Here is a 23,984-nt window from a genome sequence, read left to right on the forward strand (position 1 = left end):
AACCCCTCTCCCGGTGGGAGAGGGGCTTTTGCATTGCGGTTTTACACAGTGTTGGCGATGGTTGGCCGGAGTGCCATTCGCTAGATGTGCCGAGGCTGGATTGCGCGAGTTAACGCTGGCTTGCACCCACTGCATCAGTTGGCTTGCACTATCTGCGTCGCGTCCGCCTGCATCACGCACGGCCATGCAGAAGTTGCTTGACCATGTGGATCACCGCTGTGCCGATGCTTCTGCACGAACAACGAGACACATCGATCGGTACGCAAGTTGCTACGGAAACTGCACCTGACCCGGCTGGAAATACGCCGGATGGCTGCCGTCTTCATAGAGCGCGGGAATGGTATCGAGGATGGCCTTGCCGCGGATGTCGGTGATGCGGATGGAGAGGGGTTGATTGCCGAGCTGTTCGCCGAGGAAATGGTTGTAGTCCATCTTCTGCAGGCTCTTCCATGTGCTGCCTTGTTTGACCTCGAACTTGACCACGGGATAGGCGTGGTTGCGCACCTGGATCGCGGCCCACCAGCGTGAGCTGCCTTCCTTGATGCGGTACTGCACGTTGCCGCTCACCGGTGCGCGCACCACCTTCCAGCTGATCGGGATGCGCCCGTCCACCATGTTGCCGATCGCAGCGAACGCGTTGTGCGACAGATCCAGCCCACCGGAGGCGCCTTCCGGATAGAGATCGGTCACATAGACGGTGGTCTTGCCCTTGGGACCGGTCACTTCCAGGTAGGCGCCGGCCAGCGCAGCCTTGACGCCGCCGAAGTTCAGCTGCGTCGGGTTGAGCGCGGTGATGAAGGCGGTGCTCGGGATCGGGTCCAGCAGCAGCGCGCCGCCGGAGTAGCCGGAGCCGGTGTACGTGGCCGTACCGGTGAAGGTGCCGTTCCAGGCGGTTGCCTTGCTCGCATCCTTCGTGCCGGCCGCCTTTGCCGAGGCAACCGACCCCGCTGCAGTGCCGATGCCCCACGCCTGATGCAGCACCTGCAGTTTGTCCGCACGCGGGCTGCCGTCCGGCCCGAGCAGGCCACCGTTGTTGGCATTGCCCACCTCCCAGCGACCGAGAAATGCGCTGCGCATGCCACTGCCGGAGAGATAGCTGCTCAAGGCGGTCTGCCATGCCGCATCGCGCGGATCGCCATCGCCCAGGCCGCCGCCGATGCTGACCGGGATCACCGCGTGGTCCACTGCAAACGTGCCGAAGTCGCGTTGCCAGGTGGCGGGCAGCAGCTGCGCAAAGTTGGGTGCCGCAAACGCCTCGGCCGCATCACGATCGGGCCCGGCCAGCTTCGGCATCAGTACCAGCTGCCGCGCCGGAATACGCAAGGGCACACAGGCCAGCGGTTGCAGATTGCTGCCTGCGGCCTTGCGTGCGGTGTCGCTGCACACGGCGTTGCTGCCGACGCCTTCCACGCCCACCACCCAGCGCGGCGCCTGCGCAAGCACCGCTGTGGCGGCGCGCGAGGCTACGCGGTTCCAGTCCGACCCTGCGGCGCTTCCCGCCCAGGTCGCGTTGCGATAACCGCTGCTGCCAAGGTCCACGCCCATCACGCCGGCGTGGTTGCCGTAGCGGCGTGCGAGGGTGACCAGATCGCGTGTCCACGCCTGTGGATGGGTGCCCAGCTGCGGTGCCTCCTCGTCGCAGCCGCCATCGGCGAATGCAAACAGCACCTGCATCCCGCGTTCGCTGCTGGCACGCACCAACGCATCGAGCAGTTGCAGGGAATTGAGCGCGTGCAATGCCGGGTCGCCGGCCACTGCCGCAGCGGGCACCGGCCTGCCGTGCAGCACTGCAGCGCAAACGGGCAGGCGCACGGCGTTGATGTCGGACGCCTGCATCTGGTCCAGCAGCTGCGCCAGTGTGCGGCTGTGCAAGCCGGTCGCCACCAGCGTGCTGCGATCGAATCCCGGCCAGGTCACGCCGCGGAGCTGCAACACCCGGCCCTGCACATCGACAAGGTGCCCGCGCGAGTCGACCTGCATGGCCAGCGATGTGACCGGGGCGAGCAGCGCGAGGGCGAGCAATAGGTAGGTGCGTGATTGCATGTAAGGCTCCTGGGTGGTGGCCGCGCAGGAAACCAGCGATTGCCCGGCGCGGTCCGTGCGCCCAGTCAAGGAAGCGGGCGCGAGGGCGCCGGGCATACGCAGCGAACTGTCGCACTGGAACGGGGATCGCTGTTTGTGCGAGATGCCGCACCATCATCGTCGTGACGGGCACAGTGGGCGCCGCCTGGGGGTGCTGCCGCAGTGCCGGTTGCCGCGCAGGCCAATCAGAGGGATCTATGGACGGGGACCGACGCGGCGATGCGCTGGTCGGCATCGCTTCGACGTGTGACGCTGGCGTCGCCCAGGTAGATGCTGGCCTTGGCACCAGCTATCCGAAAACGCTGGACGTCGAACGGTATCGATCGGTTGAGCCGCTGCATGCAGTCCATGCCGGCATGCGGGCGGGTCCGCGCTGCGCACCATCATGGGGCGTGCCGCCAATCGTGAGTGGCCGGTTCGTTTTCGATGCAGGCAACTCCAGTCAGACCCCTGGTGCCAGCCGGCGCGATCTCGTATTTTTGACGGCTTGTTCACTTGCCGGTGCCGTGCCCATGTCCGATCCGTCCGCGCCCGATCATCTGCAACGCAGCCTGTCCAATCGCCACCTGCAGTTGATCGCGATCGGTGGGGCGATCGGGACCGGGCTGTTCATGGGCTCGGGCAAGACGATCAGTCTGGCCGGGCCGTCGATCCTGTTCGTCTATCTCATCATCGGCGCGATGCTGTTCTTCGTGATGCGCGCGATGGGCGAGTTGCTGTTGTCCAACCTGGAGTACAAGTCGTTCATCGACTTCTCCACCGATCTGCTCGGGCCATGGGCCGGGTTCTTCTGCGGGTGGACCTACTGGTTCTGCTGGATCATCACCGCCATCGCCGATGTCATCGCGATCGCTGCGTATGCGCAGTTCTGGTTTCCCGGGTTGGCGCCATGGATACCGGCTATCGCCTGCGTGCTGTTGCTGCTTGCATTGAATCTGGTGACGGTGAAGCTGTTCGGCGAGATGGAATTCTGGTTTGCGTTGATCAAGATCATCGCCATCGCTGCGTTGATCATCACCGGCGCCGGCCTGGTGGCCTGGGGCTTCCGTTCGCCGTCGGGCAACGTGGCCTCGCTGTCGAATCTGTGGAACGACGGTGGCATGTTCCCGATGGGGATTGGTGGTTTCTTTGCCGGCTTCCAGATCGCGGTGTTCGCTTTCGTCGGCATCGAGCTGGTCGGTACCACCGCTGCGGAAACCGCCGACCCGCGGCGCAACCTGCCCAAGGCGATCAATTCGATTCCGGTGCGGATCCTGATCTTCTATGTGCTTGCCCTGATCGCGATCATGGCGGTGACGCCGTGGCGGCAGGTGGTGGCCGACAAGAGCCCGTTCGTGGAGCTGTTCGTGCTGGCCGGCGTGCCGGCAGCGGCCAGCCTGATCAACTTCGTGGTGCTGACCTCGGCCACCTCGTCGGCCAATAGCGGCATCTTCTCCACCAGCCGCATGCTCTACGGCCTGGCCGAAGAGCAGCATGCACCCAAGGGCTTTGCCAAGCTCTCGCGCGCTGCGGTGCCGGCACGTGGACTGCTGTTTTCTTGCGTCTGCCTGCTGCTGGGCGCGATGCTGGTGTACCTGATCCCGAACCTGGTCACTGCATTTACGCTGGTCACCACGTTGTCGGCAGTGCTCTTCATGTTCGTGTGGTCGCTGATCCTGTGCGCCTACATCGCGTACCGGCGCAAGCGGCCCGAGCAGCACGCGGCCTCGGCGTTCAAGATGCCCGGTGGCGTGTTGATGTGCTACGTGTGCCTGGCGTTCTTCGCCTTCGTCATCGTGCTGCTGACCTTGCAGGCCGACACGCGGCAGGCGTTGCTGGCCAGCCCGGTGTGGTTTTTGATCCTGGCGATCGGGTATGCGGTGAAGGGGCGGCAGGCGCGCGCCTGAGCCAGAGGCGTGACACTGCCGGCGCGCTCCAGCATGCCGGCAGTGCCCGAGCGGCACTGCGTTGCCAGCGTACGCACCGTGGCGTTTACTGCCGAATGCCTCGCGGGTTCGATCGGTGCGCGGCGCAGCAGCCCTGTACCGCCGGGCCGCACCGCGGCTGCACGTCGCCACGATGAAGGCCACTGGCAGCTGAGTGTGCGTATGGGGTGGCGTTGACGCCGATGGAGCGGGGCCGGATGCTCGCGGCCATCCATCGCCACGGCCTGCCGCATGATCACGATCCACCCGATTGCCGGAACTCACCACGCGCAGGGCTGCTGGGTGGACCTGTGTCAGCCGAGCCCGCAGGAGCTGGCGCAAACCGCCGAAAAGGTCGGCTTTGCGTTGCCCGATCGCGCGGCGATTGGCGAGATCGAATTCAGCAGCCGGGTGCGCCGCCAGGGCGATGTGCTGTTTCTCAATGTGCCGCGGTTCCAGGATGACGACGGCCCCACCGCGCCGCTGGGGTTTGCGCTGTCGCCGACCATGCTGGTGACCCAGCGCGAGCAGCGTATCGGCTCGCTGGAGGCATTGGCCGCGCGCCTGGAACACGCGCCCTGCCATAGTTCGGATGACCTGCTGCTGCGCATGTTCGACCAATTGGTCGGGCGGCTGGCAGACCGCCTGGAAGCGCTGGAAGCGGCGGTCACCGACACCACGCGGCTGGTCTTCGACAACCCGCACAAGACCAAGGACCTGGAACGCATGCTGCACCAGGTCGGCGGCATGGGCCGCCAGCTCGGCGGCCTGCACAACGCCGGGCAGGGCCTGTTGCGTCTGGTCACCTATCTGGATGGCGCCACGCCGGACTGGTTCGGCGCCGATGCGGCCAAACGCATCACCCTGCTGCACAAGGACCTGACCACCTTGAGCGAATTCCAGCAGCACATGGACGACCGCATCGAGTTCCTGCTCGACAGCGTGCTGGGCATGATCAACATGGACCAGAACAACGTGATGAAGGTGATGGCGGTGGCGTCGGTGGTCGGCATCCCGCCCACCGTGCTGGTTGGCATCTGGGGCATGAACTTCGCCTACATGCCCGAGCTCAAGGCACACGATGCGTACTTCTGGGCGCTGGGTGTGATCGCGCTGAGCGTGGTGATTCCGCTGGCGTGGTTTCGCAAACGTGGCTGGGTGTGAGGCGAGTCGGGGCGGACCTGGTCACGCAAAGCATCGAAGCAGATCGACGGAACCGACGCGCTAGGACTTCAGGTTCGGGAAGAGAAGGCCATACACCCGGTCGCTGAGTTTCGCGGCGCGATCCGTGCGCTTGCAGGATGTTGCGTGTTTGGTGGTGTCGAAGTGCGACCTGCTCTGTGGGATCCCCTCGGCACCGATGTAATGCCAGTGATCTGCACCATCGCAGCTGCACGTCCATTGTTGAGTTCCGGATGCCATGAGCACAGCCAGCGTAATGGCAGCGCAGGCCAAAAGCAGTCCAGGGATCAGAAGGATATACGCAGCTTTGCGCATGAAGTCAGTGCCTCCAACGGCTAATCAATTGCCCGGCCACGCAACGCGCAGCCGGGCATGCGTGATCAACCCTTGGCCTGAAAACTAGCTTCTTCGTACGGCTGCACCACCACCCAGCCTTCGCCGGCGAAGCGCATCTGCAGGCTTTCGCCCGAGCCGCGGCCGAACAGCGTGCCGATCGACACGTCGGTGACCAGCTCCGGGGTCAGCGTGCCCGACCACGCCACGGTGGCATTGGGGTCGGTGAACACCGGGCCGCTGGCGGTGGTGACCGGCAGGGTCAGCGGCTCGTAGTGCGAGGTGATCGCCACGATGCCGTGGCCGCTCAGGCGCACGTTGAACAGCCCGCCCGACAACATGCCGGCCACTTTGCGCATCATGGTGATCTTGTGCTCGACGCCCGACTCGAACGCCAGCACGTCGTTGCCGTTGACGAAGATCGCCTCGCCGTTCAAGCGCAGCAGCGTCACCAGCTTGCCGACGTCGGCCAGATACACGCGGCCCTGGCCTTCGGCCTTCATCAGCTGCATGCCTTCGCCGCTGACGGCTTTTTTCAGCAGGTTGCCCAGACCCTGTTCCAGCAGCCCCTCGCGGGTGAACTTGACGGTGCCGGTGCGTGCCACCATGGCGCCGGCCTTGGACCACACCATGCCGTTGAGGCGCACTTCCAGCAGATGCGGGTTTTCCAGTTCGAACGGATCGGGGCTGACGTCCTTTTCCTTGGAATGGGCGAGAAATTCGTTGAGCGTGCGTACGGCCATGGGTCCGTCCTGGAGTGAAAGAGTGCGCATGATACGCGGGCGCCTGCGGAGCAGTCGCACGGGCAGTTAGGCGGCACGCGTGCCACGCCACAGCCCGCTTGCTCCCCACGAGCATGCAACCCGCTTACAGTGCGAGTCCCCTCGACAGGTCCACGCAACCGGTATGGCAGGACGACGCGCACGATGGATCGGCTTGCTGCTTGTGCTTGTTGCGGCCACAGCATTCTCGTTCTGGTGGTCCGCACGCCTACCTTCGCCTGCTCCTGCAGCGCAGCAGAACGCACCAGTCGCAACGCCGCTGGGCTGGAAAGCGCAACTGCAATGGGTTGCCGGCAGTGGCGTGCGTGGCGCAGCGGATGGCCGCGCCACCGACGCGCAGTTTGCCGATCCGTATGGCCTGGCGGTCGATGCGCAGGGCACGCTCTACATCGCCGATGGTGGCGACACCAACCGTATCCGCAGCCTGCGCGCGGATGGCCATGTGCACACGCTGGCCGGCGGCCGCGAAGGCTTTGCCGACGGTATCGGTGCGGCGGCGGCGTTCAATACGCCTTCGGGCATCGCCCTCGATAAGGCTGGCAATCTGTACATCGCCGATACCGGCAACCACGCCATCCGCAAGCTGACCCCGCAAGGCAACGTGACCACGCTTGCCGGCGACGGTGTGGCTGGCGATCGCGACGGCGCAGCGGTACAGGCGCGCTTCAACGGGCCGGTTGGCGTGGCGGTGGATACCTACGGGCGCGTGTATGTCGCCGACACCTACAACGATCGTATCCGCGTGATCGACGCCGATGGACAGGTGCGCACAGTGGCCGGCGGCGCGTCGCCGGGCATGGCCGATGGCCTCGGAACGCAGGCGCGGTTCGATACGCCAACCGATTTGAAAGTGGATGCGCACGGCGATGTCTGGGTGGCGGACATGCGCAACGATGCGATCCGGCGGATTGCACCCGATGGCACGGTCAGCACCTTGATTGGCGGCGATCCTGCAGACATAAGTCCGCTGATGCATCGCCCGATGGGCCTTGCGATCACCCACGACGGCGTGCTTTACGTGGGCGATGCAAGCGGGCGCGTCTTGCAGGTCTCGCGTGCGGGGCACGTGCTGACACTGAGCGGCGCAGAGGTCACGCAGCGTTTGTCGCGCCCGGCCGGCATTGCGCTGGACGCACAGGGCGCGGTGTATGTCAGCGATGCCGGCAGCGCACGCGTGCATCGTCTGGTGCCGTTCGACGGCGCGCTTGCGAATGCGGCGCCTGTGGTCGGGCCGGCGCCAGCGCAGCCATTGCCTGCCACGCAGGGCCGGTGGCCGCTGCAACCGCAGGACGGTTGGCACGAAGTGGTCGGCACGCTCGGCGAGGTGCGTGGCAACTACCAGGGTCTCAGCCGCGACCATCTGCACGCGGGCCTGGATATTCGCGGCGATGTCGGCCAGACCGTGTTCGCCATCGCTGATGCCAAGGTTTCCAGTCCATACGCGACGTGGGGGTTGGGGCAACTGGGCGAGGGCATGGCACTGGATACAATTGGCTACGTGCACATGCGCGTGGGCCGCACCGCGCAGGGCAAACCGCTGGATCCGCAGCGCTTCCACCTGATGACGGATGTGGACGGCAAGCCCGAGCGCATGCGCGTGCTGCGCGGTACGCGGTTTCGCGCAGGCGATGCGCTGGGCACGCTCAATGGCATGGCGCACGTGCATCTCACCGCCGGTGCCAATGGCTTCGAGCGCAACGCGGTGCAGTTGGGATTTGTCGGCTATGCAGATCATGTGGCGCCGCGTATCGACAAGGTGAGCCTGCTCGACGCTGCGGGTCAGCCACTGCCGGTGACCGAGGGGGTCGCGCAGGTACCGGCTGCGGCAAGCGTGCAGATCGTGGTCGAAGCCTGGGACCAGGTGGATCGCAATCTGCCGCGGCGCCGGCTGGGGCTGTATGCGTTGGGCTACCAGGTGCTGGATGCGCACGGCGTGGCGTTGCCGGGCGAGGAAGCGCCACGCATGACGCTCGTGTTCGACCGCATGCCGGCCGACCCGGACGCGGTGCTGACTGCGTACGCACCCGATAGCGGCATCACCGTGCACGGCAGCGCAGTCACGCGGTTCCGCTACATGGTCAGCAACACGGTGCGCGATGGCCGCATCGGAAATGGCTTATGGCAGGCCGGCGCGTTGGCGCCCGGCGCTTACGTATTACGCATCACCGCGCGCGACTACAGCGGCAATGCGGCAATGGCCAATCGCGATCTGCGCGTGCGGGTGCAATAAGAGCGGCCAACAAAGCGTAGCGAGCAGTCGTCAGACGGGTGTGGACGGCGCACAGGAACCGGAGTGTACGAGTGGTACATGCCGATTCCGAGCACCGGCCGCGCCTGCCCGGCGGCTGCGTAGTAGTTTTGTTGGCTGCTCTGAACCGCGCAACGCGCAGCGGCGGCGCAGCTGTCAGCGCGTCGCCGCCTCTGGCTTGCGCACGCGCTTGGCGGGTGCAGCCTTGGTGTCCTTGCCCGGATACAGATTCAACAGCATCAAGGTGACGCCGTTGGTCCAACCGAAGCCGTCCTGCAGGGCGTATTCGCCACCGCCGCCGCCGGCCGCATCCGTTTCCAGGCCGTACTTTTCGACCAGCTTGTGTTCGCGTGCGAACAGCGCCTGTACCTGGGCGAGAAAGCGTTCGCCAATGGTGCGTGCCAGCGCGTCTTCGCCGTAGCGACGCAGGCCGTCCACGGCCACCCATTGCAGCGGGGCCCAGCCATTGGGTTCGTCCCATTGCTGGCCGGTCTTCACTGCGGTGGTGGCCAGCCCGCCCGGGCGCAGCAGCGTTTTGCGCACGGTGCTGGCAGTGCGCTTGGCGTGATCGTCCGAGGCCAGGCCGGCGAACAGCGGATACAGCGCCGCGGCGGTGACCTGGTCGCTCAGCGTGCGCGCCTGCCAGTCGTAGTCGGCGTAATAGCCGGCCTTGTTCCACAGATGCGCGTCGATGGCCTGCTTGCGCTGCTGCGCGAGTGCGGCGTAGTCGCGGGTGCAGTCTGCGCCCGGTTGCGCACAGGCCTGCGCCAGGGTGCGTTCCAGGTGGTAGAGCAGGCTGTTGAGGTCGATCGGGATGATGGCGGTGGTGCGGATGGTGCGCAGGTTCTGGCCGTCGGCCAGCCAGCGGCTGGTGTAGTCCCAGCCGCTCTCGGCGCCGGCACGCAGGTCGCGGTAGACCTCGGCAGCCGGGCGGTCGGTCACTTCGGCGGCGGTGCGGGTGTCGTGCAGCCAGGCTTCCGGGCGCGGGGTGTCGCGCTCGTCCCAGTAGCGGTTGAGCATGCTGCCGTCGGCCAGGCGCACCACATGGCGCGCGGCCTCGCCCGGCTTCAGGCCATCGCTGCCCTGCATCCAGTAGGCGTATTCCTTCTGCAGCTGCGGCAGGTAGCGCTGATACACCGCTTCGCCTTCCACGCCGGCCTGCAGCTCCACCATGTAGGAGAAGAACGGCGGCTGCGAGCGGCTCAGGTAGTAGGTGCGGTTGCCGTTGGGGATATGCCCGTAGGTGTCGATCAGGTAGGCAAAGTTGTCCAGCATCTGGCGGCTGAGCGTGGTCTCGCCGCTCTTCACCAGGCCCAGCATGGTGAAGTAGGAATCCCAGTAGTACACCTCGCGGAAGCGCCCGCCCGGCACCACGTAGGGGTGCGGCAGCGCCAGCAGGCTGCTGTGCGGCGGTACGTGGGTCTGGCTGCGCACCAGCTTGGGCCACAGCAGGTCGATATGCTCGCGCAGCGCGGTGTCCTGGCGAATCGCATCGGTCTGCACCGGCGGCGACTCTTCGAAATTGGCGTCCACGAACTTGCGCAGGTCGAAACCGGGGTGGTCGTGCTGCGCCAGATAATCGGCATTGATCAGTGCCGGGTCGCGCAGCGGCAGGAAGTCGACGAAATGCTTCTGGTCGTCGAACAGTTCACCGCGCTGCACGGCCTGGAACAGTTCCGGGTAGGCCAGGTCGGGTGTGGGCGGCGTGGACGCCGGCGCATTGACGACCGGAGTGTCCAGCGGCGCGGCGGTCAGCGTGCACGGCGCGACGAACATGCTCAGCGACAGGCCAAGCAGCGACGTGCAACACGGGGGCGCGGCAGAACTCATGGCATCTCCAGAACGGGCAGTGACGTGGGGCATGGTAAACGACCGAAGTGGCGGGCGGGACCGCGTGGGTTGCCGGAGTGCCGGCAGACTTCGCGCGGTGACAACAGGGTTCAGCAAGGTGATCCGGCGCGCCGCCGCAACGTGCGCCGATCCTGGCGTATCGGCGCGGATCGAGGCAGCTTGAGCGCAGCACCCGTGCGCAGGATCGCCGGTGTCGGTGCAAGAAGTGCGCCAGGGTGCGGGATGCGGAGGTGTCGCAGACAGCGCGCGTGCCGGCCTGCGGCGTGTTGGGCGGGCAGCAGCGGATGCAGGCAACCTGGACGTGGCGCATACACCCGTGGCCGCCATGGCTGGAGGCTTATGCAGGTGCAGGCAGTGGCTGCGCTATACCCGGGCAGGCCCATTACCGCCAATGCGCATCACACCGCGCGGTCGATGCCCAGCAGTGCCTGCAGCCGTAGCGCATTGGGCACCGCCAGGCCGGCGGCGGTGTTGTCGAAGATGATCCAGCGTTCGGTCTGTGGCTGGCCGGCCGCACGCACCGCTTCGGCCAGTGCCTGCAGCGCCCCCTCGTCGTAGGCGCTGTAATAGATACGCGGGCTGCCATGCCACCGCCAGTACTGCGGCCCGGCGCTCGTGCTCGGTGTCGCCGCTGCAGCCACCGGGGCCGGGTCGGCCGCGCAGCGTGCGATGCGGTGGCGCGTCAGCAGCGCCTGTGCCTGCGGCAGGAACCAACTGGCGTGGCGCGGCTCGCACACCACCGCACCGTCCCAGCGCCGCCGCAGCATCGCAAAAAACCTCGCTGCCACACGCGCGTCGAACGCTGCGCTGGGTGGCAGCTGCAACAGCAGGCAACCCAGGCGCGTACCCAACGCGCCGGCCTGTGCCAGAAATGCGTCCAGCAATGGCCCGGCAGCGTGCAGGCGTGCATCGTGACTGATGCTGCGCGGCAGCTTGACCGAAAAACGGAAATCCTCCGGCACGCTGTCGGCCCATCGCGCGTAGGTACTGGCGCGATGCGGGCGATAGAACGACGAGTTGATTTCCACCGCGGCGAAGCGCGTGGCGTAGCGCTGCAGCACGCTGGCACCCTCACCGAACGCGGCGCGGTCGGCGGCAGGAATCGACCAGCCCGCGCAGCCACAGCGCACACGAGCATCGGCAGTGGGGAGACGAGCAGGCATGGCGGACGAGGCAAGGGGCGGCAGCACTCTATGCAGGGGCATCCGTCAGCAAAGCGTGTGCGCAGCGATCACGGCCGACTCACGAGCCGCTTCGATACTGGGCGCATGCCAGAAGGTCCCTCACTCGTCATCCTGCGCGAAGAAACGGCTGCCTTTGTCGGCCGCAACATCCTTCACGTTTCCGGAAACAGCAAGCAGGACATCGCCCGCCTGGAACACCAGAAAGTGCTGGCGCTACGCACCTGGGGCAAGCACTTTCTGATCGAATGCGCACAGTTCAGCGTGCGCATCCACTTTCTGTTGTTCGGCAGCTACCGCATCAACGAAGAAAAACCCAATGCGGTGCCGCGCCTGCGCCTGGAATTCTCCAAGGGCGAGCGCCTGAACTTCTATGCCTGCTCGGTGCAATTCATCGACCGCCCGCTCGATGAGCTCTACGACTGGACCGCCGATGTGATGAACCCGCTGTGGGACCCTGCGCAGGCGCGTCGCAAGCTGCGCGCCGCGCCCGGCATGCTGGCGGCCGATGCCTTGCTGGATCAGACGGTATTCGCCGGCGTGGGCAACATCATCAAGAACGAGGTGCTGCACCGCATCCGCGTGCATCCGGAGAGCGAAGTGGGCGCACTGCCGGCGCGCAAGCTCGGCGAGCTGGTGACCCAGGCACGCGATTACAGTTTTGATTTCTACACCTGGAAAAAAGCCTTCGTGCTGAAAAAGCATTACCAGGTGCATACCAAGGCCAGCTGCCCGCGCGACGGTGCGCCGCTGCAGTACCGCAAGCACCTGGGCAAGGCCGGGCGACGTGCGTTTTTCTGCGAGGTGTGCCAGCGGCTGTATCGGGCCGATCAGACGTAGCAAGCGGCGCGGGAAGCGTTGCGATGGGCGCTGGGTCCGGACGCCCGTTCTGCGTTCGATCGGGTGCGTACGGTAGAGCCAGGCAGTGTTCCTCGATCACCAAGTGCGCAGCGCTGGCCAATCCTGCCGCGCAGGGCGCCAGGGCGCCAGGGCGCCAGGGCGCAGGGCGGGTCAGAAGTGGGCGCCCAATGTGAATGGCGGCTGGGGACGCCTGGCCAGACAACGAATTCCAAACGCGCGCAAACGCTGCGCCCGCTAGATTTGCCCGCTGTGCACCAGGGTCAGCGGTGCCGCTCCCGTCTTTCACTCACCGGTCTCCCGCATTGTGACTACCCGCAGGAAGGAAGCGCTTGTCCCGCATGTTGCTGCTGCCGCATGCACGGGCGCCATCCTGTTTTTCCTGGCCTGCCTGTTGCTGTACATGCCGGCGCCGCGCCAGACCCTGCAACACGACGACAGCTTGCAGGTGTATTTCGTGCCACGGCCGCAAGAGGCGCCCCCCACCCCGCAGGAACCGCCGCAGGAACCCGAGCGCACACCGCGCGCTGCGGCAGCGTCGGCTGCGCGCACTGCGCCGCCACCCACGCGCACCCCGCCACCGCAGCGTCAGGTGGCCGCCGCCGATGCGCCTGCCAGCGACGCCATGGCGGCTCAGCTGTATACCCGCGAAGGGCGTCTGCGCATGGCGCAGGTGGACCCGATGGCGCAGACCGGCGGCGCGGCGCCGCCGGGCATGACCGACGAGCGCGCGCAGGCCAAGGCGCGCAACGTGATGGAGCGGGTCAACCCGGTGCAGTACCAGGACACCCGCTTTGCCAAGGACTGGAAGAGCGATGGCACCCTGGGCGATGTGGCGATGCAGGAAATGAATCGCGGCATGAAGAAGTTCAACGACATGCTCAACGGGCCGCAGACGCAGGTGGCCAAGGCCCGCCCGCCGCCGGAGGTGCGCTTCAATCCGGCGCTGGCCGGCAACCAGGCCGAGATGGGCAGCGAGGCGACCGGCGATGCGTACAAGGCCGCGCCGATCGCGCATGAAACGCCGCCGGATCTCAAGGGCGAAGCCAGCCGCCGCATCCGCGAGGCCCTGGCGGCGCTGGAACAACGCAGCACGCGTTGCGACGCCTCCAGGCGCAAGTCGCTGTTATCGCCGGTGCGTACGCACCTGGGCGATCTGGAGCGTGCCGAGCATGCCTTGAACAACGGCGCCGATCCGGTGATGGCTGCGCAGCTGCTGCCGCGCCAGGCCGACAGCGCCTACGACCTGGCACGTCGCGCGCTGTGGTACGCAGACCGGCAATTGAAGCAGTGCGCGGTGGGGTGAGTGGCGCAGTGGCGGCGCGTTGACGCGTCGGCCGCTGGTGACCGTGGCGATTGGAGAGCCAGTCAGTCGGGGCGAGGTCGGGGTGCGACGCAGTGCCTACGCCAGGCTCTGCCGGTAACGATCCTTCTCTGCGCTCAACGCGATTTCCGCGCGCAGGAAGACGTGCCCGATGGGTTCGTCGGCGCGGCTGGCCAGGGCTTCGCCGAGCAGTACCGTCAGGCCCAGGGCATGCTGCTGATGGGCCACGTCGCGCAGGTGTTGCAAGGTGCGTTCGGCATCAGGGCCGCGTAGCACGGCGATGAATTCCGCGCTGTCGGTGACCCGGTCGATGCTGTTGCCGGGCCCCTGCACCAGTGCGGCAAATGCCTGGTCGAGTTGCTGCAGCGTGCGGCCAAGCAGCCGCTCGCTCTGGCGTTCGGCCAGGGCGGCCAGCTCCTGTACTTCCAGGATCACCAGCCGGTACGGGCCTTCCGCATCCACGGCGGGTGCGGCCGCCGCTGCTTCAGCCGCCGGCTGCAGGATGGCGGCGCGTTCCTGCTGCAGCGCTTCCTGGCGTGCGTCGAGCAGGTTCATGGTGACGCGCGCCAATGCCTGCAGCCCGGTGCGTTGCAATTCATTGAGCGTGCGCGGCTCGGTATCGAGCACACACACGGTGCCCAGCGCCACGCCCTCGGGCGTCACCAACGGCATGCCTGCGTAGAAGCGCGCGCCGGTCTCGCCCGTGACCACGGAAATATCGCGAAAGCGCGGGTCCTGGGTCAGGTCCGGCACTTCCATCAGGTGGCTGGGGTCGCGGATGGCGTGGTCGCACACCGCCTGGCTGCGGTCAGTCTGTTGCAGCCCCAGGCCGAGCTGGGCCTTGAACCACTGGCGGTCGCGGTCCACCAGCGACATCAGCGCAATCGGCGTTTCGCACAGCGCGGCGGCCACCTGCACGATATCCTGGTAGGCAGCTTCAGGCAGGCTGTCGACGATGCGATAACCGTCGAGGACCTGCTGGCGGGAGGCTTCATCTGCCGTCGGCATTTCTTTCATCGGATCAGCCAAACACCTGTCGAAGAGAGCGGCCAACCTTACCGGGCTGGCCGATAACATGGCGTCGACGTGAGCGTCGCCGCCGCTGGAGATAAAACGATGGACGCGCGCGCGACCGATGCCTGGTCAGTCCGGCCCGGCGGCGAGCCCACCCATCGATTGCGCCTGCGAACACGTATGCAAGCAGGCCGATGATGATCAGTCGATCGATCGACGGTCTTGGTCGTCATCGCCGACCGGCCGGCGCCGAGCACCGGCGGCACTCAGCCCATCATCCCACCGCGCCTACACGCCGCACAGCGCGCCAACGCCGTGCACCTGCCCGCCTGCGTGGCGCAAGCGGGCAGGGCAGGCGGGCCGTCAGCGCTTGACCGGCTTGCCGTCCACGTCCAGCACCTGCACCTCACCCAGCTTGAGCGCACGGACGGGGGCTTCGATCTTCTTCAGGTCGCCCACGATCACCCAGGTCATGGCCTCCGGCTTGATGATCTGCTTGATGGCCTTTTGCGCGGCCGGCTGATCGATTGCTTCCAGGCGCGGCTTGAGCGTCTGCACGTAGTCATCGGGGCGGTCGAACTGCACGATGCCTTCGATCGCGCCCAGCACCGCACCGGTGGTTTCGAAGCTGCCGGGCAGGGCGCGGATGCGCTGGTTCTTGATCTTCTCGATCTCGTCGTTGGACAGCGGCTTGTCGCCGATGATGGCGGTGGCTTCCTTGAAGATCTCGTTGGCCGATTCGGCGGTCTTGTCGGTCTGCACCGGTGCCGAGAACAGGTACGGCCGCTGGCCCTGCGCATCCACCATCTGGGTGCGCGCACCGTAGGCCCAGCGCTTGTTCTCGCGCAGGTTCATGTTCAGACGCGAGGTGAAGGTGCCGCCGAAGGCGCCATTGGCAACACCGATCGCCAGGTTGTCAGGTGCCTTGGTGGAGGGGGCCAGCAAGCCGGCCAGGATCACCGACTGCGGTGCGTCCGGGCGGTTGATCAGGTATACGCGCGGCTTGGGCTGGGCGGCGACGTTGGCCAGGTTTTTCTTCGGCAACGCCGTCGTCGGGGCCTTCCAGTCGCCGAATGCGGCATCGAGCTGGGGGATGATCTGCGCCAGCGTGGTGTCGCCGGCCACCAGGATGCGCAGGTTGTCCGGACGCAGCCACTGGCTGTGGAACTGCTGCAGGTCCTGCGCGTTGAGGCTCTTGATCGCCGCCTCGGTGCCGCTACCGGTGAGCGGGATGCCGTACGGATGCTGGTTGCCGAACAGCAGCGGCGGCAGCGCGCGCAGGCCCAGGCTGTTGGGCTGGGTTTTTTCCTGGGCGATGCCGGCTAGCCACTGGCCGCGCACGCGCTCGATGTCGGCGGCCTTGAACGCGGGGTTGCGCACGATGTCGGAGAACAGCTGCAGCGAGGGCTGCAACTGGTCGTTGAGCGCATCCAGCGAGGCGCTGCAGCTGTCCAGATCGCAGCCCACCGACGTGATGGCGCCCAGCCGCTGGCGGCGCTGCGCCACTTCCACCGAATCCAGCGCGGCGGTGCTCTCGTTCATCAGCGCGGCGCTGAAGCTGGCGGTGCCGAGCTTGCCGCCCTGGTCTGCGGCGTAGCCGGCATCGAACAGCAGCTCCACCTGGGTGACCGGGATGGTGTGGCGCTCGGCCAGGATCACCTCGATACCGTTCTTCAACTTGCCGCGCTGCAACTGCGGGAAGCTCAGGTCCGGGAATTGATCGGTCTGCGGCACGCCCTTGCTGCGATCGAGCGTGCTGGCAACGGTCTTGTACTTGCCTGCGGCCGGCAGCTTCGGCGCCGGCTTGCCGGCTTCTTCGCCGCGTGCAACCACCGCCTTGTCCTCGGCGGCCGGGTCGAAGTCCTTGCCGGCCGGCAGCACGGTGAGCAGGTAGTCGCCCTTGCCGAACCAGGTGGCAGCGGCCTGCTTGACGCTGTCCACGGTGGCGGCCTGGCCGCGTTGCAGGTCTTTCTTGTAGGCGCCCGGGTCGCCGCGGTAGACCTGGCCCTCGGCCAGGATCACCGCCTTGCCACTGAAGCCGCCGACCTTTTCCAGCCCGCGCACGAAGCCGGCGCGGTAGGCCACCTGCGCGCGCTGCAATTCGTCGGTGGTCGGGCCTTGCGCGATGAACTTCTTGAGTTCCTCGTCGATGATCGCCTCGACCTTGGCCGGGTCCACGCCGTCCTTGACGTCGGCCTGGATCTGCACCTGGCTGGACAGCGCGAACGGCTGCACCGAGGCGGAGACGTCGTCCACCAGATTGTCCTGGTACACCAGGCGCTGGTACAGCCGCGACGTCTTGCCGCCGCCGAGCACGGTGGTGGCCAGGTCCAGCTGGATCACATCGTCGGTGCCCAGCTGCGGCGCGGCCCAGGTGCGGTAGATGCGCGGCTGCGAGACATGGTCGTGCTGCACGCCGCGCTTCTGCGCGGGCAGCGGTGTCACCCACGGCTGCTGGCGCGCCACCGGCTTGCCGGACGGGATATCGCCAAAATACTGTGCGGCCTTGGCGCGCGCCTGCGCCACGGTGATGTCGCCGGCCAGCACCAGGGTGGTGTTGGCAGCGCCGTAGTTGTCGTTGAACCACTGTTTGACGTCGCCCAGCGACGCTGCGTCCAGATCCTCCATCGAGCCGATGGTGTCGTGCTGGTACGGGTGGTTGGCCGGGAACAGGTTGGACAGGATGTTCTGGTCCACGCGGCCGTAGGGGCGGTTTTCGCCCTGGCGTTTTTCGTTCTGCACCACGCCGCGCTGGGTATCGAGTTCTTCCTGGCCGATGGCGCCGAGCAGGTGGCCCATGCGGTCCGATTCCAGCCATAGCGCGGTGTCCAGCGCGGTGGTCGGCACGGTTTCGAAATAGTTGGTGCGGTCGAACCAGGTGGTGCCGTTCATGTCGGTGGTGCCGACCTTTTCCAGCGGTGCAAAGAAGCTGCCCTTGTTGTTTTCCGAGCCGGAGAACATCAGGTGCTCGAACAGGTGCGCAAAGCCGGTCTTGCCGGCCGGCTCGTCGCCGGAACCGATGTGGTACCAGATGCTCACCGCCACCACCGGCGCCTTGTGGTCTTCATGCACCACCACGGTCAGGCCGTTGGGCAGGGTGAAGCGGGTGTAGGCGATGTCGGGAATGGCGCTGCTGGCCGCGCTCTTGGACAGGCTGGCCGGGGCGGCCGCGAGGGCGGGGGCAACGGTACCGGTGGCGACACCGAGCACACCGGCGATCAACAGGGACAGCGGACGCAGCATGTGACACTCCAGAACAGGGCAATCGGCCGAGGGTAGTGGCTGCTTGGCGGCGCCGCAAATGCACTTGGGCATGGGTGCGGTGGCGGTTGCCGGGAGGGCGGCCGGACCCTGGACCGCTGCGCCCGGCGGGCGTGATGCGGCGATGGGGCTGCGCCGCTGATCTGACCCGGTGCACGGGGGCAAGTCCTGTCCCGCGTGTCCCAGCGCTGCGGGACGGCCTGGAGCGCGCCGCAAGGCGCCAGCACCGTCGGGGCAGGCAAGCGATGCCGGCCTGCGTGGCCCCGGTGGACCGCTGCATGCCTGCCAAATCGAGCGGCGGCAGCGCTTGCGGATGCGCAAACGCAGGCGGCATGCAGCCAGGATCGGTGCCCGGCGCAGGCGGACCTGGCTGCCCGGTGTGCGGGGCCGTGGACCACGCGCTTGGCCGCCGGTTAAGCGGGCGCCGCCGCACGTGCTCAAGTTGACCATCGCTTCGCCGTTACTTCGGGCGACCTACCCTCGCCAGACGCTACCCGCCAAGCACGCCATGACCGTCCTGCTGCCGCCCGTGCCGATTCCCGCCGACGACGCCCTGCGCGTGGACGCGGTGCGTCGGCTGGGCGTGCTGGATACCGAGGCAGAGGCCGAATTCGACGACATCGCCTGGCTGGCGGCGCATGTCACCGGGGCGCCGATGGCGCTGGTGTCGCTGCTGGACGCCGACCGCCAGTGGTTCAAGGCACGCTGCGGCACCGACCTGGAAGGCACCCCGCGCAGTGTGTCGTTCTGTTCGCACACGGTGATGGGCACCGAACTGATGGAGGTGCCGGACGCAGAGGCCGACCCGCGCTTTGCGCAGAACCCGTTGGTGACGGCGGCCCCTGGCGTGCGCTCATACGTGGGCGTGCCGTTGATCGGCCGCGAGGGCTACGCCTACGGCACCTTGTGCACACTCAGTACCAAATCGCGCGTGCTCGATGAACAGCAGAAGCAGGCCTTGATCCGGCTGGCGCGCCAGGCCGCCAAGCAGCTGGAGGCGCGCCGCGACCGGCTGGCCGCGCAGGCGCAGCGGCAGACCCTGAGCATGTTGCTGGAAGCCATGCCTGACGGCGTGGTGGCCTGCGGCACCGACGGCTTGCTGCGCGAGTTCAACCATGCCGCGCGACAATGGCATGGCACCGACCCGCGGGTGCTGCCGCCGGTGCAATGGGCGCAGCATTTCGACCTGTATACCGCCGACGGCAACGGCTTGCTGCCCACCGAGGCCATTCCGCTGGTGCGCGCCTGGCGCGGCGAACACGTGCGCAACGCCGAGCTGGTGATCCGTGCCAACGGGCAGGCGGCGCGCACCGTGCTGTGCAACGCGGACCCGGTGGTCGGCGACCAGGGCACCGCGCTGGGCGCGGTGTGCGTGATGCACGACATCACCGAGCTCAGGGATGCGTCGGCAGCCTTGTCTGCCGAGCGCGCGCGGCTGCAGGCGCTGGTGGATGCCTCGCAGGACGTGGCGATCATCGCCTTCGATCCGCATGGCCGGATCGAGTTGTTCAACCCCGGTGCCGAGCAACTGCTGGGCTACACCGCCGAGGAGGTGCTGGGCCGCTGCCCGGCGCAGTTCCACCTGCAGGCCGAGCTGGACCGCCACATGGCCACGCTGGCGTTGTCGCCTGCGTCGTACGTGAAGCTGGCCGCGGCCGCTGCCGGCGATGTGCTGGCAGAGGAACTCTGGACGCTGGTGCGCAAGGACGGCGAATTGCGCCGCGTGCGGCTGTGCTTCAACGTCATCCACGACGCACAGCAGGGGTTGGCCGGATACCTGGCCATGGCCATCGACGTCACCGCCGAGCTGCAGGCACAGGCGGCCGCGCAGCTGGCCGCCGAACGTTTCACCGGTGCCTTCGAAACCGCGCCGCAGGGCATGGCGATCGTCTCGCTGGATGGCACGTGGCGCGACGTCAATCCCTCCCTGTGCAGCATTCTTGGCTATCCGCGCGAGCAGCTGTTGCGCACCACCTTCCAGCAGATCACCCATCCGGACGACCTGCAGCTGGATCTGCAGCTGGTGCAGGAATTGATCGACGGCAAGCGCGATAGCTACAGCCTGGCCAAGCGCTACATCAGCCAGCACGGGGCGGTGATCTGGGCACAGCTGTCGGTGTCGCTGGTGCGCGACGGCAGCGGTGCGCCGGTGCATTTCGTCTCGCAGATCCAGGACGTCACCGAGCGCCATGTCGCAGCCGAGCGGCTGGCCGAAAGCGAAACCCGGCTACGCGCGATCAGCGATGCCACCCCGGCGTTGGTCAGCCAGTTCGATGCCGAGCAACGCTGCCTGTTCGCCAACCAGGCACACCGCGACTGGCTGGGCGTGGAACCGTCCAGCCTGGTCGGGTCACCCATCACCCGTCTGCTCGGCACGCCGCTCAGCGGCCCGGCACGGACGGCACTGGCACAGGTGGCCGACGGCCAACGTGCCAGTTTCGAGCATGTGCTGCAGGTGGGCGGCAGCGCCCGCGATGTGGAGATCACCCTGGTGCCGGAAACGGTGGGCATGTCGGCGGGCACGCAGGGCTTCTTCCTGATGGCCCAGGACGTCACCGCGCACAAGACGCTGCACCGGCTGATGCACGAACGCGCCACCCGCGATGCGTTGACCGGCCTGCCCAATCGCCACGCCTGGACCGAGGCGCTGCAGGCGGCGGTGCTGCAGGCGCATCAGCTGCAGCGCGCGGTGGCGGTGATGTTCCTGGATCTGGATGGCTTCAAGCGCATCAACGATACCTATGGCCACCGCGCCGGCGACGCGGTGCTGGTGGGGTTCGGCCAGTGTCTGCAGCGCGCGGTGGAAGGCCGCTACCTGGTGGCGCGTCTGGCCGGCGATGAATTCGTGGTGCTGCTGGACAATCTGCAGACACCGCAGATGGACTGCGCGACCGTGGCCGAGCGCATCCGCCAGGCCGCGGCGGCAGGGGCGATGTTTGGCGAGCAGTGGTTGCCGATCCAGCCCAGCATCGGCGTGGCCTGGCAGCACGGCGATCAGGCCGAGGCCGCAAGCCTGATGCACGCCGCGGACGAAGCGATGTATGCGGCAAAAAATGCGCGCTGCAAAGACACCGCGACGAACGGCCGCGACGCTACGCGTTGAAGACGCCACGCGTTGAAGAAGTGGGTCATTGGCGGTGCATCGCTGTTCCTTCTCCCTTCGGGAGAAGGTGCCCGAAGGGCGGATGAGGGTATGTCCAGCCGATGGTGATTGCGGCGGCCATCTTTTGACGAGCGACAAATACTTGTCGATTCCCAATTCCCGATTCCCGATTAGCGCCTACCCTCGGTACGCATGCCTGTTCGTCGATGCATCTCGTTCGTTTAGCAATGCATCCGGCGCGTGTATTGACGCCTCCCGGCTACCGGGCACCCTCACCCCAACCCCTCTCCCGGCGGGAGAGGGGCTTTGGCACGCGGTGCGTCGCTGTTCCTTCTCCCTTCGGGAGAAGGTGCCCGAAGGGCGGATGAGGGTACGTCAGCCGATGTGGTGACGGCAGTCGCCCGTTTTACGCTGCCTGAGCGGCGCCGTGGCGCTGCGTTGAGGCAGGCTGCGCCGATGCCAACCGGAACACCGCCACCGCACGGGTCAGATCCGCCGCCTGGTCTTCCATGCTGCGCGCTGCCGCGGTGGCTTCTTCAACCAGGGCGGCGTTTTGCTGGGTCATTTCGTCCAGCTGCATCACCGTGGTGCTGACCTGTTCGATGCCGGCGCTTTGTTCGGTACTGGCGGCGGTGATCTCGGCCATGATGTCGGTGACGCGCTTCACCGAGCTGACCACCTCGGTCATGGTGCTGCCGGCCTGTTGCACCAGGCTCGAGCCTTGCGCCACTTTGTCCACCGAATCGGAAATCAGCTGTTTGATCTCCTTGGCGGCACCGGCCGAGCGCTGCGCCAGGGCGCGTACTTCGGTGGCCACCACGGCAAAGCCGCGGCCTTGTTCGCCCGCGCGCGCCGCTTCCACGGCCGCATTCAACGCCAGGATATTGGTCTGGAAGGCGATGCCGTCGATGACCCCGATGATGTCGGAAATGCGCGCCGACGATTGCGTGATCGCCTGCATGGTGCTCACCACTTCCTGCACCACGCGGCCACCGCTTTCGGCCACCTCGCCGGTGCCCTTGACCAGCTGATTGGCCTGGCGTGCGTTGTCCGCGTTCTGGCGCACGGTGGAGGTGAGTTCTTCCATCGAGGCGGCGGTTTCTTCCAGGTTTGCAGCCTGGTGTTCGGTGCGCGTGGACAGGTCGGCATTGCCGCTGGCGATCTCGCCTGCCGCGGTGTTGATCATTTCGGCCGAATGCTGGATGCCCTGCACGATGCCGGTCAATTGAATGGCGGTGCGGTTGGCCGCATTGGCCAGACGCCCGAACGCGCCTTCGTAATGCGACTCCACGCGTTGCGACAGATCGCCGTCGGCGATGGCGGCCATGATGCGGCCCACGTCGTCCAGCCCCGCATCGGCCTGCTGCATCAGCCGGTTCAAGGCCTGCACCATTTCCGCAAACGCGAACTGATAGCGCGATTGATCGCCGCGTGCAGAGAAATCGCCGCGCGCGGCCGCATCGGCCAGGCGTGCGATATCGCTATTGATGGCGGACAGATTGTCTTTGACGGTATCCAGCGCTTGATGCAGTGCGGCGCGCTGGCCGGGTAGGCGACGCATGTCGCGGCGCAGGTCGCCACGGCCATAGTCGCTCATCACGTCCATCGCTTCGTTGATGGCATCCAGGTGTTCGAACACCACCGTGTTCACGCCGTGCGCCAGCGTGCCGTAATCGCCGGGGAAATCCTCCGGAATGCGGTGCGCGATGTTCTCGCCCTGCTGCAGCCGGATCATGGTCTGCATCTCGCCGTTGAAGCGCTGCAACTGGTTCTGCATCTGCTGCATGCTGTGCATCAGATGGCCGGTTTCATCGCGCGATTCAACGCGGATGTCGTTGTCGAAGCGGCCCGAGGCAATCGCTTCCGCCGTGCGCGAAGCGGCACGCAGCGGCGCGGCCATGGCCGAGGCGATCAACCAGCACAGGCCGATCACCAGCGCCACCAATGCGCCACCGATCAAGGTCAAGGTGCGCGTGAATCCCCAGGCCTGCACTTGAATGTCTTCGGCATAGACGCCCATCACCAGGACCCAGTTCCAGGCCGGGAAGGTCTTGGCGTAACTGATCTTCGGCAGCTGTTCTTGTTTGCCCGGCTTGGGCGCGTCGTAATAGCTGAAGCCGTCGCCGCTGTCGATGGCGGTCTTGATGTCGCGATACACGTATTGCCCGGCATCGCTCTTGTAGTCGCTCATGTCGGTGCCGACGGCGCGCTTGGGGTGCATCAGGATGCGCATCTGCGGGTCGACGATGAAGAAATAATCCACGCCGTCGTTGGTGCGCATGTCCGCCAAGGTGGTGCGCGCCGCTTCCTTGGCCTGGTCCAGGCTGAGTTCGCCGGCTTTGACCTTGTCGGCGTAGTGCTGCATCACGGTCAGGCCCATCTCCACCTCGGTCCTGACGCTGAGCTTGCGTGCCTCGATCAGGTCCAGGTACTGCAGGCGCGCGGCGGCCATCGCCAGCAGGATCACGCCCACCGTCAACAGCGTGCACAACAGCACGAACTTGCGCGTGAGCGGGAGATTGGCAACGTGACGACGCAACAGGGAGACAACGGGCATGACAACGACATCCAGAACGCGCCGAAGCGCTATGTCATGGATAGCGGCTGATGCACGCAGGTGTTGAACACTATCTGCGGCAGCGCCTGCTTGGGCGAGACATTCGATAGGTGATGCGCGATGCGGAATGTGCGGATGTATTCTGCGTCACTGCCATGTAGGAGCGCCCTTGGGCGCGATGCGGCGTTATCGACAACGCTGCATCGCGCCCAAGGGCGCTCCTGCCTTGTTTCTACAGAAATCTGCTGTAGTCAGCGCGGTTGCAACAACGACATGCATCGATCGAATGCGCTGCATGTCGTCA

The 23,984-nt window shown here is 66.5% G+C and carries 13 protein-coding genes and 1 other RNA gene; 6 read left to right on the forward strand and 8 right to left on the reverse strand.

Annotation, left to right across the window (positions count from 1 at the left end; translation table 11 throughout):
- Positions 1–270: 270 nt before the first annotated feature.
- Complete coding sequence (locus ACCQ12_RS03125; protein ID WP_372382923.1) at positions 271–2,043, reverse strand: expansin EXLX1 family cellulose-binding protein; 1,773 nt, start codon at positions 2,041–2,043, stop codon at positions 271–273.
- Between the two features lie 551 nt (positions 2,044–2,594).
- On the opposite strand from ACCQ12_RS03125, the gene cycA reads away from it, so the two are divergent.
- Both cycA and ACCQ12_RS03135 read left to right on the forward strand, forming a co-directional pair.
- Positions 2,595–3,968, forward strand: a complete 1,374-nt coding sequence (gene cycA, locus ACCQ12_RS03130) for a D-serine/D-alanine/glycine transporter (RefSeq protein ID WP_184441196.1) — start codon at positions 2,595–2,597, stop codon at positions 3,966–3,968.
- A 270-nt stretch (positions 3,969–4,238) separates the two neighbouring features.
- Positions 4,239–5,150: a CorA family divalent cation transporter gene (locus ACCQ12_RS03135; RefSeq protein WP_228335341.1), complete on the forward strand. Its 912-nt coding sequence runs from the start codon at positions 4,239–4,241 to the stop codon at positions 5,148–5,150.
- A 398-nt stretch (positions 5,151–5,548) separates the two neighbouring features.
- On the opposite strand, the gene ACCQ12_RS03140 is transcribed toward ACCQ12_RS03135, so the two are convergent.
- Positions 5,549–6,244, reverse strand: a complete 696-nt coding sequence (locus ACCQ12_RS03140) for an AIM24 family protein (protein WP_372382924.1) — start codon at positions 6,242–6,244, stop codon at positions 5,549–5,551.
- 163 nt (positions 6,245–6,407) lie between these two features.
- On the opposite strand from ACCQ12_RS03140, the gene ACCQ12_RS03145 reads away from it, so the two are divergent.
- Positions 6,408–8,513 carry a gluconolaconase gene (locus tag ACCQ12_RS03145; RefSeq protein WP_372382925.1) on the forward strand — a complete coding sequence of 702 codons (2,106 nt, stop codon included), beginning with the start codon at positions 6,408–6,410 and terminating at the stop codon, positions 8,511–8,513.
- 4 nt (positions 8,514–8,517) lie between these two features.
- Here the strand turns inward: ACCQ12_RS03145 and ACCQ12_RS03150 are convergent.
- The 3 genes from ACCQ12_RS03150 to ACCQ12_RS03160 form a co-directional block, all read right to left on the reverse strand.
- A non-coding RNA gene (locus tag ACCQ12_RS03150) (sX9 sRNA) lies at positions 8,518–8,593 on the reverse strand.
- Between the two features lie 94 nt (positions 8,594–8,687).
- Positions 8,688–10,361, reverse strand: coding sequence for an alpha,alpha-trehalase TreA (gene treA / locus ACCQ12_RS03155; RefSeq protein ID WP_166752977.1), 1,674 nt, complete (start codon positions 10,359–10,361; stop codon positions 8,688–8,690).
- A gap of 419 nt (positions 10,362–10,780) precedes the next feature.
- Positions 10,781–11,545: a DUF72 domain-containing protein gene (locus tag ACCQ12_RS03160; RefSeq protein ID WP_372382926.1), complete on the reverse strand. Its 765-nt coding sequence runs from the start codon at positions 11,543–11,545 to the stop codon at positions 10,781–10,783.
- 105 nt (positions 11,546–11,650) lie between these two features.
- On the opposite strand from ACCQ12_RS03160, the gene ACCQ12_RS03165 reads away from it, so the two are divergent.
- Both ACCQ12_RS03165 and ACCQ12_RS03170 read left to right on the forward strand, forming a co-directional pair.
- Positions 11,651–12,403, forward strand: coding sequence for a DNA-formamidopyrimidine glycosylase family protein (locus ACCQ12_RS03165; protein WP_372382927.1), 753 nt, complete (start codon positions 11,651–11,653; stop codon positions 12,401–12,403).
- 325 nt (positions 12,404–12,728) lie between these two features.
- A complete protein-coding gene (locus ACCQ12_RS03170) occupies positions 12,729–13,727 on the forward strand; it encodes a hypothetical protein (protein WP_123137459.1) in 999 nt (332 codons plus the stop codon).
- A 96-nt stretch (positions 13,728–13,823) separates the two neighbouring features.
- Here the strand turns inward: ACCQ12_RS03170 and ACCQ12_RS03175 are convergent, their stop codons facing one another.
- Entirely contained in the window at positions 13,824–14,762 is a 939-nt protein-coding gene (locus ACCQ12_RS03175) for a GAF domain-containing protein (RefSeq protein WP_199680155.1), read from the reverse strand.
- Between the two features lie 360 nt (positions 14,763–15,122).
- Positions 15,123–18,002, reverse strand: a complete 2,880-nt coding sequence (locus tag ACCQ12_RS03180; protein WP_372382928.1) for a M16 family metallopeptidase — start codon at positions 18,000–18,002, stop codon at positions 15,123–15,125.
- 397 nt (positions 18,003–18,399) lie between these two features.
- On the opposite strand from ACCQ12_RS03180, the gene ACCQ12_RS03185 reads away from it, so the two are divergent.
- A complete protein-coding gene (locus ACCQ12_RS03185) occupies positions 18,400–21,123 on the forward strand; it encodes a PAS domain S-box protein (RefSeq protein ID WP_233548964.1) in 2,724 nt (907 codons plus the stop codon).
- A 406-nt stretch (positions 21,124–21,529) separates the two neighbouring features.
- Here ACCQ12_RS03185 and ACCQ12_RS03190 read toward each other — a convergent pair whose 3' ends face one another.
- On the reverse strand, positions 21,530–23,662 hold the full coding sequence (locus tag ACCQ12_RS03190) for a methyl-accepting chemotaxis protein (protein WP_372383539.1): 2,133 nt from the start codon (positions 23,660–23,662) through the stop codon (positions 21,530–21,532).
- Positions 23,663–23,984: the final 322 nt, after the last annotated feature.

Source organism: Xanthomonas sp. NCPPB 1068 (assembly GCF_041479385.2).
Lineage (GTDB): Bacteria > Pseudomonadota > Gammaproteobacteria > Xanthomonadales > Xanthomonadaceae > Xanthomonas > Xanthomonas cannabis.

Excerpts from the sequence above, each read along its gene's own strand:
- ACCQ12_RS03125 (WP_372382923.1), bottom strand. The coding sequence starts at position 2,043 with ATGCAATCACGCACCTACCTATTGCTCGCCCTCGCGCTGCTCGCCCCG.
- cycA (WP_184441196.1), top strand. The coding sequence starts at position 2,595 with ATGTCCGATCCGTCCGCGCCCGATCATCTGCAACGCAGCCTGTCCAAT.
- ACCQ12_RS03135 (WP_228335341.1), top strand. The coding sequence starts at position 4,239 with ATGATCACGATCCACCCGATTGCCGGAACTCACCACGCGCAGGGCTGC.
- ACCQ12_RS03140 (WP_372382924.1), bottom strand. The coding sequence starts at position 6,244 with ATGGCCGTACGCACGCTCAACGAATTTCTCGCCCATTCCAAGGAAAAG.
- ACCQ12_RS03145 (WP_372382925.1), top strand. The coding sequence starts at position 6,408 with ATGGCAGGACGACGCGCACGATGGATCGGCTTGCTGCTTGTGCTTGTT.
- treA (WP_166752977.1), bottom strand. The coding sequence starts at position 10,361 with ATGAGTTCTGCCGCGCCCCCGTGTTGCACGTCGCTGCTTGGCCTGTCG.
- ACCQ12_RS03160 (WP_372382926.1), bottom strand. The coding sequence starts at position 11,545 with ATGCCTGCTCGTCTCCCCACTGCCGATGCTCGTGTGCGCTGTGGCTGC.
- ACCQ12_RS03165 (WP_372382927.1), top strand. The coding sequence starts at position 11,651 with ATGCCAGAAGGTCCCTCACTCGTCATCCTGCGCGAAGAAACGGCTGCC.
- ACCQ12_RS03175 (WP_199680155.1), bottom strand. The coding sequence starts at position 14,762 with ATGAAAGAAATGCCGACGGCAGATGAAGCCTCCCGCCAGCAGGTCCTC.
- ACCQ12_RS03180 (WP_372382928.1), bottom strand. The coding sequence starts at position 18,002 with ATGCTGCGTCCGCTGTCCCTGTTGATCGCCGGTGTGCTCGGTGTCGCC.